The organism is Sporosarcina highlanderae (assembly GCF_030433715.1).
Taxonomy (GTDB): Bacteria; Bacillota; Bacilli; order Bacillales_A; family Planococcaceae; genus Sporosarcina; species Sporosarcina highlanderae.
In genome coordinates this window covers 15553-29874 of the sequence record NZ_JAROCC010000012.1, presented here as the reverse complement: position 1 = coordinate 29874, position 14322 = coordinate 15553, and the positions used below count along the sequence as shown (strand labels likewise).

The 14322-nt window shown below is 37.9% G+C and carries 19 protein-coding genes; 4 read left to right on the top strand and 15 right to left on the bottom strand.

Translation table 11 applies throughout. The features are described 5' to 3' along the window. Positions 1 to 62: 62 nt before the first annotated feature. The 13 genes from P5G49_RS13960 to P5G49_RS13900 all read right to left on the bottom strand — a co-directional run bounded on the left by P5G49_RS13960 (position 63) and on the right by P5G49_RS13900 (position 9612). Positions 63 to 674 carry a hypothetical protein gene (locus P5G49_RS13960; RefSeq protein ID WP_301244701.1) on the bottom strand — a complete coding sequence of 204 codons (612 nt, stop codon included), beginning with the start codon at positions 672 to 674 and terminating at the stop codon, positions 63 to 65. A 93-nt stretch (positions 675 to 767) separates the two neighbouring features. Further along, a complete protein-coding gene (locus P5G49_RS13955; RefSeq protein WP_301244699.1) occupies positions 768 to 2345 on the bottom strand; it encodes a hypothetical protein in 1578 nt (525 codons plus the stop codon). 19 nt (positions 2346 to 2364) lie between these two features. Further along, the gene (locus P5G49_RS13950) at positions 2365 to 2934 is read right to left on the bottom strand and encodes an RNA polymerase sigma factor (RefSeq protein ID WP_301244697.1); all 570 of its coding nucleotides are present in this window, start codon (positions 2932 to 2934) and stop codon (positions 2365 to 2367) included. A gap of 205 nt (positions 2935 to 3139) precedes the next feature. After that, complete coding sequence (locus tag P5G49_RS13945) at positions 3140 to 3667, bottom strand: DUF1572 family protein (protein ID WP_301244695.1); 528 nt, start codon at positions 3665 to 3667, stop codon at positions 3140 to 3142. Positions 3668 to 3801: 134 nt separating this feature from the next. Then, on the bottom strand, positions 3802 to 4659 hold the full coding sequence (locus P5G49_RS13940; RefSeq protein ID WP_301244693.1) for a DUF2785 domain-containing protein: 858 nt from the start codon (positions 4657 to 4659) through the stop codon (positions 3802 to 3804). A 428-nt stretch (positions 4660 to 5087) separates the two neighbouring features. Beyond that, complete coding sequence (locus tag P5G49_RS13935; protein WP_301244691.1) at positions 5088 to 5363, bottom strand: hypothetical protein; 276 nt, start codon at positions 5361 to 5363, stop codon at positions 5088 to 5090. An 822-nt stretch (positions 5364 to 6185) separates the two neighbouring features. Next, entirely contained in the window at positions 6186 to 6428 is a 243-nt protein-coding gene (locus P5G49_RS13930; protein ID WP_301244689.1) for a hypothetical protein, read from the bottom strand. Between the two features lie 18 nt (positions 6429 to 6446). Then, positions 6447 to 6908 (bottom strand): membrane lipoprotein lipid attachment site-containing protein, encoded by a 462-nt coding sequence (locus tag P5G49_RS13925; protein WP_301244687.1) that lies wholly within the window; start codon positions 6906 to 6908, stop codon positions 6447 to 6449. A gap of 57 nt (positions 6909 to 6965) precedes the next feature. Beyond that, entirely contained in the window at positions 6966 to 7490 is a 525-nt protein-coding gene (locus P5G49_RS13920) for a P-loop nucleotide/nucleoside kinase family protein (protein ID WP_301244685.1), read from the bottom strand. 32 nt (positions 7491 to 7522) lie between these two features. Further along, positions 7523 to 7768 carry a hypothetical protein gene (locus P5G49_RS13915; RefSeq protein WP_301244684.1) on the bottom strand — a complete coding sequence of 82 codons (246 nt, stop codon included), beginning with the start codon at positions 7766 to 7768 and terminating at the stop codon, positions 7523 to 7525. Between the two features lie 97 nt (positions 7769 to 7865). After that, the gene (locus P5G49_RS13910) at positions 7866 to 8393 is read right to left on the bottom strand and encodes a GNAT family N-acetyltransferase (protein ID WP_301244682.1); all 528 of its coding nucleotides are present in this window, start codon (positions 8391 to 8393) and stop codon (positions 7866 to 7868) included. 19 nt (positions 8394 to 8412) lie between these two features. Then, positions 8413 to 8655, bottom strand: a complete 243-nt coding sequence (locus P5G49_RS13905; RefSeq protein ID WP_301244680.1) for a hypothetical protein — start codon at positions 8653 to 8655, stop codon at positions 8413 to 8415. A 309-nt stretch (positions 8656 to 8964) separates the two neighbouring features. Further along, positions 8965 to 9612, bottom strand: coding sequence for a glyoxalase (locus tag P5G49_RS13900; protein WP_301244679.1), 648 nt, complete (start codon positions 9610 to 9612; stop codon positions 8965 to 8967). A 157-nt stretch (positions 9613 to 9769) separates the two neighbouring features. On the opposite strand from P5G49_RS13900, the gene P5G49_RS13895 reads away from it, so the two are divergent. Both P5G49_RS13895 and P5G49_RS13890 read left to right on the top strand, forming a co-directional pair. Continuing rightward, a complete protein-coding gene (locus P5G49_RS13895; protein ID WP_301244678.1) occupies positions 9770 to 10792 on the top strand; it encodes a hypothetical protein in 1023 nt (340 codons plus the stop codon). Next, positions 10789 to 11589, top strand: coding sequence for an ABC transporter substrate-binding protein (locus P5G49_RS13890; protein ID WP_301244677.1), 801 nt, complete (start codon positions 10789 to 10791; stop codon positions 11587 to 11589). The genes P5G49_RS13895 and P5G49_RS13890 overlap by 4 nt, the downstream gene beginning before the upstream one ends. Positions 11590 to 11636: 47 nt before the next feature. On the opposite strand, the gene P5G49_RS13885 is transcribed toward P5G49_RS13890, so the two are convergent. Continuing rightward, positions 11637 to 12029, bottom strand: a complete 393-nt coding sequence (locus P5G49_RS13885; RefSeq protein ID WP_301244676.1) for a ferritin-like domain-containing protein — start codon at positions 12027 to 12029, stop codon at positions 11637 to 11639. Positions 12030 to 12098: 69 nt separating this feature from the next. Between P5G49_RS13885 and P5G49_RS13880 the strand changes: the two genes are divergently transcribed. Together P5G49_RS13880 and P5G49_RS13875 are read left to right on the top strand one after the other, a co-directional pair. Then, entirely contained in the window at positions 12099 to 12302 is a 204-nt protein-coding gene (locus tag P5G49_RS13880) for a YheE family protein (protein WP_301244675.1), read from the top strand. 47 nt (positions 12303 to 12349) lie between these two features. Continuing rightward, on the top strand, positions 12350 to 12508 hold the full coding sequence (locus P5G49_RS13875; protein ID WP_301244674.1) for a hypothetical protein: 159 nt from the start codon (positions 12350 to 12352) through the stop codon (positions 12506 to 12508). Between the two features lie 166 nt (positions 12509 to 12674). Here the strand turns inward: P5G49_RS13875 and P5G49_RS13870 are convergent, their stop codons facing one another. After that, on the bottom strand, positions 12675 to 13931 hold the full coding sequence (locus P5G49_RS13870) for an MFS transporter (RefSeq protein ID WP_301244673.1): 1257 nt from the start codon (positions 13929 to 13931) through the stop codon (positions 12675 to 12677). Positions 13932 to 14322 lie beyond the last annotated feature (391 nt).

Genomic DNA, 14322 nt, shown 5'->3' with positions numbered 1-14322 from the left:
TACAAGTAATGTTACAAGCGCTATAAATTGTTTTTTAATCGTAAATCCCCCCTTAGTGGAAGTTATAGACAGAACCCACTTTCTTCACCGATACCCCTTGAACATTGCTCCCGTTGTTCAACCAATTCGATAAACCAGAATCCATTCTCTTTTTTCATCGTTAATTTGATATCGCTTCCAGCAGCAGAATCATCATGTAACCCATAGCTCATGATATAACCTAACGCATTATTCTCATCCAAAAATTTAATTCGGGAATTGATTTCCCAAATTTCTCGCCCTAAATAATTACTAACTTCTACATCAGTCATGAATGCTAAAAGGAGCTTTCCTGGATTTTCCCAAGTTTGGTTGGGTGATGATAGCGATTTATCAAATTCAACCTCATATTTTCTCCAATTTGTAATTTCTTGCGTATAACCCAATGCTTCAGCAAGAGAATAGTCATTCACATACGTCCATAGTTGAACGTCAGCATCACTCCAAAGTTTCGGGGCATTAACTTTTAAAATTTTGATATACTCCTGTTCATCTGCCTCTTTTGGTTGCTGTTGAACTGCTTTTTCGGAAGCTTTCACGACGTTGATTTCCGGTTGTGTTTTTTCATTCTCTATTGTTTCTGCTGAACAGGCTGCCAAAAAAAGAATGATAAACATTATACTTAATTTCTTCAATTCCATCGTCCCCTTGTCAGATTTATAAGTTAGACGGAGTGAAACAACTATTTGTTTCAGTGGATAGAATATTTGGCCAATTATCCATTCCGCCTAGTTGATTTCCCATAGCAATTCTTGAATAGGCTCTCCATTTTTTTTATTCCATTCCATAATATTTTCAAATGTAGGTTCTTTTAGATCGGCGATGACAACCTTTAGATCATTCCCCTTCCACTCGATACGTGTAATAGGGTATTCAAAGGATTCCAATACTTCAAGTTGCTGCGGTGGCGAGACTTTTATGAATTCCTTTAAGTTCAAAAGTACGACATGATTTCTCATCACTGCAACCCCTTCGTTTCTCCCAAATAGGAGCGCCAAATGATCCCCATGTTGCTTTACATCTTGAAAGATGCTCGATTCTGATACCTCAATTGATTGAACTTCATCTTTACTACTATGCTCTACCAAAAGCTGATCGCAAAGCTTTACACCACAATTGAAGCTAACAAGAAAGTAATCCTTTTCTTGATGTGTAAGGATAAAGGTACTCTGCATTCTGCTCAATTCTAATTTTGGATTGTCACTTTGAGTTAAATAGGAAAGTAAAACAGGAAGCCTTTCAATTTTTAAGTGGAAATCTTCCCTGCCTGATTGCTCTAATACAAGGGTTAAATCCTTTCCATCGCTTATTTCCAAGTAATCCAGAACAGTAATATCTTCATTACCATAATTAGACTGCTTATCACCAGCCAACCCTTTAAAATAAACGTTTTCTAACTTAAGACCACTGCCTGTTTTATTGAAAACAAAAATATTATGAGTAAATCCATTCATATAAAATTCGGAGTTATCATGAACCTTCATATTTAAGAATACATCATAAACATAGTCACCCTTGGATGTAAATTCAGGGTCATTTGACAATGACATACTCACAAGCTGGACGTTCTCAATTTCATGAATTCCTTGTTTTTTGGACTTAGCATTACTGTCTTTAAAAAAGGATAACAATTCCTCTTTACCTTCATGATCAAAATTGAAGAGTTCTACAAATTCATCCCATTCTTTTGAATTCAAATACTTGATGTACTGCTGGATTATTGTTTCCGCTTCATATATTGTTTTAGAGACAAATTCTTTCGACATGAACTTCAACTTTATGACATCTTGTTGATCATTAAATTTTATCGTGATTTTATATTTATCCTCTTTATATGTTTCATTATTAACGGTACCAACTAAAAATGAAATAACGTTATCCTGAATTTTTGTTACCATACCTCCCACATTTCCTGTAATTACCCCATCTCTACCTTCAAACTCAATGTCAATATTGTTTAAATCTTCCGGCGATAGTTCTGAATTTCGCAATTCAATTTCAACCCAATTTACCATTTTTTCTGCATACAATTCCGGATTGTAAATATACCTAACATTCCAATATACTCCTTCGCCATAGAAGATAATTTCATCCCCCTCTATGGAGGTATTTCCTATGGATATCTCGTTCGGGCTATTGATGAAGGAAATACTAATAAAGATGAATAAGCTTGCTGCTGCCGCTAATACAGTCCAATACACAGGATTAAATCTCAGAGCCCTTTTCTTTTTTGGCGCAATCCTCTCTTTTATCCGTTCGCCCTCTTCATTTGTAAAATGGATATTACTCTTTAGGAAATCATCCACTTCTTTTTTTATTTCAGTTTCAAAGCGTTCCATTATGATTGCCCCCCTCCAAATTTTTCAGAAGTGCATTTTTGCCCCGTAACAAACGCGATTTTACCGTATTGTGATTAATGCCAAGTGTTTCACTTATTTCCTGCATCGTCATGTCATTGAAGTAATACAAAATCAGTACTTCTTTAAACTTGTGAGAAAGCAACGAAATCTGTTTTAGTATTTCTTTAGAATTCTCGCTATGTATATAATGTTTTTCAGCTGAATCCTCTGTCTTTACAAGGTGCTTCAGTGGCATGTAAATTAGATTTCTTATGCTCCAATGCCGTAGATGGTCTTTACACTTATTGATGGTAATTCGAGTCAACCAAGTTTCGTAATTCGATTCGTTTCTAAACTTGGACAAGTTCCGATAGCAGCTGACAAAGACTTCTTGAATGATATCTTCACTTTCTGAATGGTCATTTGTATAAAGATAGGCAAGTCGTTTAAGTTTGGTGGCGTATTCGCGCATTAAATAATTCAAAAGTACTTCATCACAATCGGCAAGTCGACTTGCTTCGTCTGGACTTGAAAAATCTTGCTTATTGATTTCCAATTCGAACTCCAACTCCTTTCATAGATTAGACGGATGCCATCACTATTTTGACCCCTATAATTTATATTTCTATGCTATAGCGCATAAGGAAAAGCAAAGAAGAGCAACGTCGTTGCTGCTCTTCTTTGCTTTTCTTATTTATCACATCAACTTGCACTGCTTCATTTATGACTTTTTTCATTTTCAATTAACTCTATTAGCTTATCTAATTATTGATCTTCTCATTAAACTTTTTTGAACCATTCTTAGGAATGCTTAATATTGTCCAATCCTTGTCCTTTATTTGTTTTCCAATATAAAGAATTTGTCCTAAGTGATAACTAATATGAGCTACTTCAGTTTGAATTGCTTGAAGAACACTTAAAGGTTGTTGCCTCAAAGTAACCGTTTTAGTTAAATCCTCGGATTGCAGGTTCTCAATTGTATTAAAAAGTAACTCCCAACCTTTTTCCCATTTTCGCATTAGATATTCCTTCGATTCATTATCGTCAATGAATTCGCCGTCTCTATCTCTGTAACTCTTTTCCCCATCTGAAGTCAGAAAATCTACCCATCGGGAGTGCATATTACCACTTAAATGTTTGATTATTATTGCGATGTTATTTGACTCTCCACTTGGCTTATAGTGTAATTCGTCATCTGATAATTGCTGAATTCCCTTTTCTGCACGTTCCTTAAAGTGCTTAAATTGCCTAATTGCAATTGCAAGGTATTCCTTTTCGAAGTTACTCATTATTTCCCCCCTAATTACTATCTCGATAAGGCAATTACGGATGTAATGCTTCTTTACCAAAAGCATCGGATTGTTAAATTGGTAAAACTGCTAACAAAATAATAGCGTTCGATTATGTAATAAGAAAAAACCATTTAGTTGTAGAAACGTTTATGCCAATGCTCTAAAGTCTTTACGATACTTTCTTGTAATTCCAAACCATCATTTTTGTACAGCAATCTGAAATAATATCCTCGTAAAAAACTTATTACGTTGGATCTTTTCCAAAAGAAGTTTAAACTATATTCTTCTTTTTCTAATAGTTCATTTAATTCATCAGAGATCGATGATACCCAAATATCAATGTCACCATCACTTACTCCTTTTTCCTGAAGTGCTTCCACTGCGCAAACAAGTCTTTCTTCTTCATCATCTACATAAGGTAATTCACTTGTGCTATCTTTGAATAAACAGAGTTTGATTGTCTCAAAACATTCAGGTGACAACGCTATATTAAAATGTGGATGACTTATAGCCTCAGTTAATAAATCTGCACCGTGTGCTATACTGTGAGCCCATCCTTTTTCGACGACATTGCCACGAATGTCCTTTTCAAGCTTTAAATAGTCAATACTTTTCACGATCACTTGTTCCAATGTATCAGCCGACAGGAACCTCTTTTCCTTGTCCTTCTTTAAGATTAGTACAATAACTAAAGCAGAAAAAGAGCGACTAAATACCGAGTCATCTTCATTTTGACCAATATTCAGTAATAAGTTTCTTAGACAAACTGTAAGAATATAATCCATTTGTTTTATTGTTAAATAGTCTTCGATTATTAGTTTTCCAAATGAATTATAAATTAGTGTATCCCTAAGTTCCGAGTCAATTGAACCTATATTCTCCAACATTTTTTCAATAAGAATGTCTAAATTCCCGTATTTCAAAGTTTCATCTAAATTTTTCAGTTCTGCTTTTAATGAATTACCCTTAGGACCTTCTATTTTAATCATAATTAATTCACCTGCCTGTTAGTTAAAGTGTATTCCACAACGATCACATCAGCATCACTAGTTACTTTTTTTCATTTTCAATCAACTCTATTAGCTTATCTAATTTCTGTTCGATTCTCTTATTGCTTTGAATTTTCTTCTTTTGATTGCTCAATAAAGAACTAAACATTAACGCAAGAAAACAGACGAGTAAAATAAACAATAACAACTCCATAGTTATTTAACTCCTTTTATTCACTCGGCATATAGCCAATTACTCTATTGGTTTTAGGGTCAACGAGGATTAGAGGTGTTAAGAGAATGTAAATATATTTCAATCTGTTTCTCCTCCTTGAGCGTTTAGACGGCATGTCATTAAATAAGTTACATTGTTGATAATATTAATCTTACTCTATCATCAACAAGCGGAATTGCTACCTTCCTCCGCCCTATATTTGGCCTCCGAATATGGCAAAAAGGAATAAAATATATAAAACGCCCAAGGCAATTGAAATTAATGAGATATATTTAAGAAACCCTTTTTCCTTCTTTAAAAAGGCGATTACTCCAAGTGTTAGACCCGTTAAATAGATGGCAAAACCAATCGGTATGGCCACCATAGACCACTTTCCAAACGTTATATTGATAGGCGGAAAAATCATATACGCAATAAAAATCCCAACGACAACTAAAATCACGGAGTACTTGCTATACTTCCTATCCAATGCTCACATCTCCCTCAGCTTAATCACCATTTATTGTGAATTGATATACGTTAAAGACAAACCAAAAAAATAGAAGAATATGTACAACTATGTTCAGTATGATTAAAGATTGTTTGACAAGCCTTTTTTTGAAATAAATTGATGTAAGAAGCAAGAAGAGAAATTGTATGAATAACATTACGATACTGATAAAAAGAAAAAGCCTAAGTTCCTCAGCTTCGGATATCATGTACCCTTTACTCTCATCAAGCCTACTTATCCCAACAAAAACTTCAGCGATTTTAGTAGAAATCCATAAAAAGCAGAAGTTTACAATAAAAAATAAAACCCCTACTATTTTATAATAACCTTTCAAGTCATTGCCCCCTTTGGAACAGTAAACACTCCATTTTGAATCCCATTCCATTTGGTTCTCTTCGCACTAACCTGCTAATTTAGTTCTATAAGTTCTATAAAAATAGCGTTAATCCCTTCTTGTATCAACTCCTCCGTTGTTCGCCGCGTTAGATGAACAAAAAATGCCCTACCCTAAGAGTTATCACTATCAACTATCACATTATTCTTACCGTCTAAAATTTTATAATGAAGAGAATGAGTCTGTTCATATATGTCTCTTGGTAATTTTTCATAAACGATATTTGTTCCTGTTATTTTCACGTTTGAATTATATATAACATTGCCATCTTTATCTTTTAAAGAATAACTAACTGTTTTTGCGTTGGGGTAATTAAAAACACCGCCCCATAATGCACTAATTGAGCTTTTTCCGACCGAAGTAACATTGATAACCTCATATTCGTTTGATAAGTCTATACGTTGGGATTACTCTCCAGTACCTGAGTCATATTTATACCTTGAATTTTCCCTTACAAAAGTATTTAAACTTAACATTGGCTGCCCAGTATCATCTTCATTTAAGAATAGGACAACATTATCGGTATGATCCTGAAATAAGATTTCAACATTTTTACTACCGTTCCTCTCCAACGCGTCCTTTAATGTAGGTGAGGAACATCCCCCTAAAATTATTAAGAGTATAATACCTAACAGAAAAAGTATTCTCATAACTGCCCTCCTCTTTGTCTATTTAACATTTAGTTGAACAGCATAATGAGCAGAACCTTGGTCCCAAGTAGCATATACTTCATATACGATATTACCTTTTTCGTCTGTTGTGAAAGTATTCCCCTCGACTTCCAACTCTCTCAAAGCCTGATTATTATCCCAAATAGTTACCTTTATTTCTTTGGGAGTTCTTGTGAATTCCAAGACAACTTCCGACCCTAATTTAGTTTTTAAAGGATGTGATTGGAGCTTCACTATTTCTGTTGTTCCAAATGAGTCAGCCTCAATTCCTTTAAATGTGCCATCTCCATTATCGTAAGACCAACTATATGTTCCTAATACGGCAACGACCTCATTACCATTTGAGCTAACGATTAGTTCGGGTGGTTTCTCAAAAGTCGTTTCAACATTTTCACCCTTTTGTTGACCACAAGCACTCAGAATGACTGATAGCAATATAAAAAATAATATTTTTTTCAAAAACACCACTCCTTTGTAAGTTGGGCCTTAATTTGTAGCTCAATGTTCTTCAAGTACTCATTTATTTATGTAACTTATAACCTGATTAATGTAGCTCTCCAAGGGTCTGTTAGTATCTACTACTAAACACTGATAACCTGTAGGTTTTTTGCTGTTTTCAATGGTGTACTTAAAATCCTCTTCAGAATTTATCCCACATATTTGACTTACCAATCTTACTCGGTTTTTTAATCTTTTATTAACCTCATGAAAATCGTCAAGGTAGCACTCAATGTATTTGTATTTCACATTATACTTTTCAGATAAATTCACCCCTTTATCAACCATTTCTTGATAAAGGCAGGGACTATCAAATACCACACTCTGCCCTTGAGATAAGTGAAATTCAACCAAAGACCAATCAATATTGTATGATATCTTACCCGCTAATTTTGCATCAATTAAACCATCACCTATGGAATGTAATAATGCGGATTTTACAATGTCATGGTCTACTATGACCGCCCCGGTTCTCTTAGCAATTTGCCGGGATAGTGTGGACTTCCCAGAGCCAGGGAAGCCAGACAATTGAACAAAAAACATCTTAAACACCTAACCTTTTTTCTGTAAATGCACTAATCCTCATAAGATGCTGCACGGCCCTCCATATTCTTAGGTTTCAATAAAACAGACCATATGAAGAAAATAATAAAAGTGTTAAGTGCTAATAACGAGATATCAAAAAACATATTCCGTGGTCCTAACTCTAAGACTTGAAATACAGATACCATACTATCGCCTTTATATTGAATCCATTTGAATGGGATGCCTAATAAAAGTGCGATTAGCAAGCTAAAAAGAATCTTTTTATTTTTAGTCATCGAAATTCACTCCCTTCCCAATACTCAAGTCGTCACATAATACAATGGCATCTTTTGCGGTAGACAGTTATGCGCAACTGCTCCCTTTTGTTGAATTCTATTCTTTAAGGAGGGAATAGATGTTTGTATCATATGGCTTTCCATCTTGGTACATATAATTTCTTAAAACTCCCTCTTTTTGAAAACCTACTGTTTCTAATAATTTATTCGAGGCTTCATTTTCAATAAATACGACTGCACCTATGCGAGTTAAACCCATAACATCGAAGCCATAAGAAAGAACTTCAGAAACTGCTTCTGAGGTATATCCTTTTCTCCATTGTTGCGGGTGAATCTCGTAACCAATTTCAGCTCGTTTATGTTTTGGCAACCAAGCGTTAAAGCCAATTGTTCCAATTATCCCTTTGGTTTCTTTTCGCTCAATTCCCCATCGTATACCTCTTTTTTCAATATAGCTTTTCGAGAAGAATTCCACGATTTTCTTAGCTTCTTCAATACTTTTTAATGTTTCTTGACCGTAAAAACGTGTTACATCCTCGTTTGAGAAACAAGCAAAAATACCTTCTATATCCTCATTTGTTAGTTCTCGTAATAGTAGCCTATCTGTCTCTAATGTAGGAAACATTAAATCTCCCCTCCTTCCTTCAGATAACTTTCTTTATAACCTTAACTAAATATTTCGCGGCAAAATAACATAAAGGAATACCCAAAAATAAGACAATATAGCTCATGAAATAACTATTAAAAAAGAATTCATTCTCCAAGTAAGCAGCTAACTTAAAGTATTGAAGAAAAAGTATTATCACCAATGCTACGAAGCCTGCTTCTCTTATCATCAATTTTTTCTCGTCGACCTTTTTCTTGCCATTCAAATATTCTTCTTCCATAACTGAATTTCCCCCCTTTTATGCATCCGATAAAATATATGAATTAACCCAATAACAAGAAGGAATGGAAAGGAATGCGATGTTGTCATAAAAACAAACATAAGAATATCGAACCATAGGGGGTCGACAAAACCACCAACATTCTCCCCTTCCCCTTGATTAAAAATTAATGTGAAACTATTTACCGCAGCCAATCCTATAACAATTAGGTAAATGAATGGAAATAAAAAACGTTTAATAACCGCCACCTGCCTTTCCACTACTTTGTTGCAACCTAAATTGCCCCCATATTGAACATTTTCATGTTCATCAAGAGTTCAGTTTCCCTTCCCCATCCAATTTGATAACTTCATCATTCCATGTCATTTCAATAGGGAATGTTTCGGCATTTTTTTTTGAAAAGTACCATCTTCGTCCCGGTGGAACGAGGACGATGAATGCATCTCCGCGTCCAAGAAAGTTCAATTCATTCGGGCTTACTTCGGTTCCATTCCGTAGCGGAATTCCAAGGTCTTGCAGCTGGTCTCCTACCTCTACGACATGGGGTGTTGTGATGCTGATTTCGCTAATATCGAGGAAGGACTCTTTTGTCAGATCACCGAATAAATCACGTTTTCGTCTACCAATCAGTTCAACGATATTCCCCGCAGGATCCTCAAAATACATTGAATCCGCATCGAAGCTTGGGAAGTACACTTCATCCCGCCCCTCTTCCCTATTCAATGTGACGCGGTCAGTTATCCAATACTTCATCATTGAAAATTGGTTGCCCGGAATATTGATTGCAAAATGGTAGAATGCAGGTTGGTCTGTATGTTTGAAAGTTAAATGGGATTCCCCGATTCTGACAGTGAATTGTTCTGGAGCATTGTCTGTAATATCCAGTTCCAACACATTTCCATAAAACCGTCTTAACGCCTTTACATTATTCGTATATAATGTCGCTGATTTAATCATTTTCACATTTCCCCTATCTTGTTATCTTTAATTTAACAAACTATTCTACAATCTATTTTACCACAGACGAACGTAAATAGAGTGATTCATCCGGCTGACTTTTCTGTCAGTTAACGATAGAATGGAAGAAATAACATATTTGAGGGGGAGCATTCTCATGCCAATATCGTTCCGGAAACATGAAGAGTTTTTTACATTCCATGATCCGATGCAAGATGAGAAGTTGATTGATAGAAAGACCGAAATCAGGTTCGATCCATTGACCGGTGAAACTTCAAGAATTATCTTTGACCCAGGCGCACCGTTCGTACCGAAGGATTATTCCGAGCTTGCGAAGGAGACGGAAGGGGCTAAGTGTCCTTTCTGTGCTGAAAACGTCTCGAAGATTACTCCTCGTTTTCCTGACGAGTTAGTGGAGGGTGGGCGGTTTATCGGCAAGGAGGCCATCGTATTTCCAAATCTATTCCCATACAGTAAGCATAACGCCGTCGTCAGAATGTCCAAGCAGCATTACGTGAAGCTTGAGGAGTTTACGGAAGAGCTCATCGCGGATTCGTTCAAAGCAGCTCATCAGTATATCGAAAAAGTGTTGGAGTTTGATACTAAAACTGAATACGTCTCCATCAATTGGAACTACCTCCCACCTTCAGGAGGAAGCATCCTGCACCCACATATTCATGTGCTTGCATCTGAACAACCGACCAATTACCAGTCGGCAATTAAAAGGAACAGCCATGCTTTTTTTGAGAAAGAGGGAGCAAATTACTTCACGTCCCTCGTTTCCGAAGAGCGCAATCTTGAGGAACGTTGGATTGGTAAGGAAGGATCTATTAGCTTCCTGCATGCCTATGCACCGAAAAGCCATTATGATTTCATCGGAGTTTTCGTTGCCGCTTCTTTCGATGAACTTGAAAGTCAAAACTACAAGGACCTTGCGAAAAGCTTGCTTCGTTTCTTCCTTTATTTCAAGGGACAAGGCGTGGAGAGCTTTAATGCCGTTATGCATATTCCAGTGAAAAAGCACGCCGCAGAGCAAGTCCATTTCCGTCTCGTTCCCCGCATGACAATTGGGATGCTTGAGACGAGCGATATGAACGTGTTCAACTTTTTACAGGGCGAGCCGTTGTCCTTAAAAGCTCCTGAAACTGTAGCAAAGGAAGCAGGAAGTTTTTTTGAATGAAGGGAAGTGATTCAACTTTGAATAAAACAGTAGTCGATCGAGTCGGTCGACGTGTCACCTATCACTATCCGCCAAAACGGATTGTCTCTTTATGCCCAGGCATTACGGATACATTATTCGCGCTCGACCTTGAAGAGAAAATCGTCGGCAGGACACGATTTTGTATCTTTCCAAAGGACAAAGCGGAAAATGTCCCTGCTGTTGCTGGCACTAAGGACATTAAACTTGAAGCTATACAAGCCGTCCAACCAGATTTAATCATCGTTGAAAAAGAAGAGAATACGAAAGAAATCGTAGATGCATTAGAGAAGTATTTCCCGGTTTATGTGGCAGAAGTCCAGTCAGTGGGTGAAGCATTTCGGATGATTGAAGAAATGGGCAACCTCACAGATCGCATAGAAGCCGCCGCAAAATTAGTCAGCTCCATTCAGCAACAATTCGATTCATTGCCAAAGGCTCACGAAAAGCGCATCGCCTATGTCATCTGGCGGAAACCGTATATGGTCGTCGGGAAAGATACATACATCAACTCGCTCTTGGAAAAAATAGGTTTCATCAACCCTTTCATAAATGCAGAAGGCAGATATCCCGCCGTTTCAGCCGAAGATTTCCAAAAAGCAAACTTGGACTATGTATTCCTTGCTTCAGAGCCTTTCCCGTTCAAAGAAAAGCACCTTGGAGAGTTTATAGACATGATGCCCGAAACCAAACCAATCCTCGTAGATGGAGAAATGTTCTGGTACGGGCCAAGGATGTTGGAGGCAGCACACTATTTTCAACAGCATTTAGGTATTTAATGATAAAAAAACACGGGATCATCAAAAAGATGGTCTCGTGTCTTCAATCACTTCAATGAATTATAAATCGTCGACATCCGAATCGCATGCTCCATCTCATCATGCATCGCAATAAAAATCGGATTATATGCCTGTTGAAACGGAACCGTCAACAACAGCTCCTTATAAGCCTCCACCCCGTGCAACTCATCCACAAGTGCTTGTTTGACGCATTGCTTGAAATTGTAGCATGGAATCGGTTTATTTGGATTTTGTACAAACGTCCCAGTCATCATATAATAGACTTGTTGCAACATTTCATAATGGCTTTTCTCATCTTCATATGCATGCTGGATGAAGTCCCGCCAAAGCGGATCATCGGTCTTCTCATACATCGACTTATAGAAATAATAGTCCTTGTATTCGCTCTCGATGGCTTGCTTTAATTTATCGACAAACACGTCAGCACCCTTTCGTATCGTTTGTACACTTTATGCATACGGGCGCTTATCTATGAAAGGAGAGATTCAATGCTACAGCATTTCAGCTATAAACCAATGTTCGCTGGAGGTAATTTACCAGGCTGGACATTCTCATTCTTTTATCAAAATCAACGATACACAGGAGACTACATGCCCGACGGTACCATCAATTGGACGGCGGAAACACCTGCAGACGAAGAACAAGTCAAAAAAATGATCCACGAACTGATGACATTCCATGTGTATGAATGAAGGGAATTTTTCCGACCATACTATCCCTCGATAAGGAGGCGACGTATATGGCGAAGGATAATGAAAAGACCCCTGAGCAATTGCAAAAAGAAAAAGAACAATTAAAGATTCAAAACCAGAAAACTGAAAATGTCTTTGAGGATAAAAGCAGAGTGCCCGAAGAGCAAAATGCTTGGAAAGAAACGCAGTATCAAAGAGGGCAATGAAGAAAAGCGGAGGGTGGCGGTTAGATGCGACAGGCATAAGACAGCTCCACGAAATGGCGCCTTTTGCCATGTAGGGGAGCTGACTTATGACCCGAGCATCTGCCACCCGGAGCTGGACAATAAAGAAAAGCGGAGGGTGGCATTGAAACGCCACCTTCCGCTTTTGTCATTCCCCCGCCAATTTCCTTCTTCCAAATATAAAATAATAATAAGTACATGAAATGATATAAAGCCCCGCAGTTATGGTGAATGCATATGCGTAACCCCAATAGGATCCATGAGCGACGACAAGTCCTGTCGCGACCGTTCCCATCATGGCCCATCCAAGACTAAACACCATCTGATTCATGGAGTTGGCAAGACCCTTATATTTATCCGACACAACTTCCATCGCAACCGCGCTTTGAATCGGATTGCCCGCATTCATAAGCGCCTGTCTAAGAAGGAAGCCGAGCGAAGCCAACCATAGTGATGTCGTGTACGCCGTCAATAACAAGAAAGGGATCGATAGCGCTTGGAATAATATCAGCGCCTTCACCTTGCCGACTTTCCTTGAAAGTGCAGGGCCGATCATTGCCGCCACTGCCGTCATTGCAGACCCTAATGATAGAACAAAACCGATAAAGGAATTCGTCGCGTCAAAGCGATTCGCGAAATACAGGTTCAAATAGGGAACTACCAATCCCGAACCAAATCCGATCAATAGGCTTGCAAATGAAAAATGGAAAATGACTATCAAATTTCGCTTGAAGCTATCATCCAACTCGGGCGCTTCATTAGAGGTAAGTTCCCGTTTCACCTTTTCTTCCGCAGGCTTCTCCTGCAGTTTGAACAAAGGAATCAAGCCTATCGTGTATATGGATGCCCCTACCAACAACGAATACCGTATCGCTTCAGCTGCACTGATCTTCAATACAGTTTCGAGCACATCCGCAATGATTCCACCCGATAGACTACCAATGACATTCGCAACCGTTATTATCGCAAAATTGACACTGAAAAGTTTAACTCTTTCCGTAGGTGAAGAGTTTTCCGCCAGAAACGGTATGCCAGACACTTGAACGAATGCCATGAATAAACCCGTTAAGAATGCCGCTGTAATAATCGGAGTCTCTGAAACTGCGATTCCCCGATAAAACAGAGTCGTTACCGCTAACAACGCTCCGCCTACAATCATCCATTTCCGCCCAAATTTATCACTTAAAAATCCTGCTGGAACAAGCATGATTGCAGATGCCATCGCGGTCATGGAAATCACCTTTCCATTCACCGTTTCCGGCATCCCAAGCTCCCGTATATATAGATTGTACATGACCATGAAAACACCCATCCCGATCTGGAGAAGCGCGTTTCCTATTATAAAAAGCCTTACATTTCGATTGAAAGAATAGAATTTCTGTTTTAACTCACTGACGCGTATCATCTATATTTCCAACTTTCCGCACGTAATACTTCGTTACTCTAAATATACGTGTTAACGAAACATTTCGCAACGGAATTTTCATTTAACCCAAAGACTTGGGATAGGGATTTGCTATATTGATAACCGAATTACGCATAAATCCCCGCAGAAACGCATAAACGTACCGAAAGAAGCATAAATCCTTAATTATACGCATAAACCCCAAAAATGCGGGGATACCCGTGGGATGAGGGGAGACTTTGATGATTTGCGAGGACACTTTCCCTCGTTGCGGGGACACTTTAATGTTTTACGGGGACACTTTAATGTTTTACGGGGACACTTTCCCACTTTCCGGGCACACTCCGACGATTCACACAAAAAAAGGGACTCCATTTAAGAAGTCCCTTCC

What these genes read in the sequence shown, in the direction of transcription:
- P5G49_RS13945 (WP_301244695.1), bottom strand. Translation starts at nt 3,667, where the DNA reads ATGAGTAACTTCGAAAAGGAATACCTTGCAATTGCAATTAGGCAATTT.
- P5G49_RS13940 (WP_301244693.1), bottom strand. Translation starts at nt 4,659, where the DNA reads ATGATTAAAATAGAAGGTCCTAAGGGTAATTCATTAAAAGCAGAACTG.
- P5G49_RS13930 (WP_301244689.1), bottom strand. Translation starts at nt 6,428, where the DNA reads ATGAGAATACTTTTTCTGTTAGGTATTATACTCTTAATAATTTTAGGG.
- P5G49_RS13920 (WP_301244685.1), bottom strand. Translation starts at nt 7,490, where the DNA reads ATGTTTTTTGTTCAATTGTCTGGCTTCCCTGGCTCTGGGAAGTCCACA.
- P5G49_RS13915 (WP_301244684.1), bottom strand. Translation starts at nt 7,768, where the DNA reads ATGACTAAAAATAAAAAGATTCTTTTTAGCTTGCTAATCGCACTTTTA.
- P5G49_RS13910 (WP_301244682.1), bottom strand. Translation starts at nt 8,393, where the DNA reads ATGTTTCCTACATTAGAGACAGATAGGCTACTATTACGAGAACTAACA.
- P5G49_RS13905 (WP_301244680.1), bottom strand. Translation starts at nt 8,655, where the DNA reads ATGGAAGAAGAATATTTGAATGGCAAGAAAAAGGTCGACGAGAAAAAA.
- P5G49_RS13900 (WP_301244679.1), bottom strand. Translation starts at nt 9,612, where the DNA reads ATGATTAAATCAGCGACATTATATACGAATAATGTAAAGGCGTTAAGA.
- P5G49_RS13895 (WP_301244678.1), top strand. Translation starts at nt 9,770, where the DNA reads ATGCCAATATCGTTCCGGAAACATGAAGAGTTTTTTACATTCCATGAT.
- P5G49_RS13890 (WP_301244677.1), top strand. Translation starts at nt 10,789, where the DNA reads ATGAAGGGAAGTGATTCAACTTTGAATAAAACAGTAGTCGATCGAGTC.
- P5G49_RS13880 (WP_301244675.1), top strand. Translation starts at nt 12,099, where the DNA reads ATGCTACAGCATTTCAGCTATAAACCAATGTTCGCTGGAGGTAATTTA.
- P5G49_RS13875 (WP_301244674.1), top strand. Translation starts at nt 12,350, where the DNA reads ATGGCGAAGGATAATGAAAAGACCCCTGAGCAATTGCAAAAAGAAAAA.
- P5G49_RS13870 (WP_301244673.1), bottom strand. Translation starts at nt 13,931, where the DNA reads ATGATACGCGTCAGTGAGTTAAAACAGAAATTCTATTCTTTCAATCGA.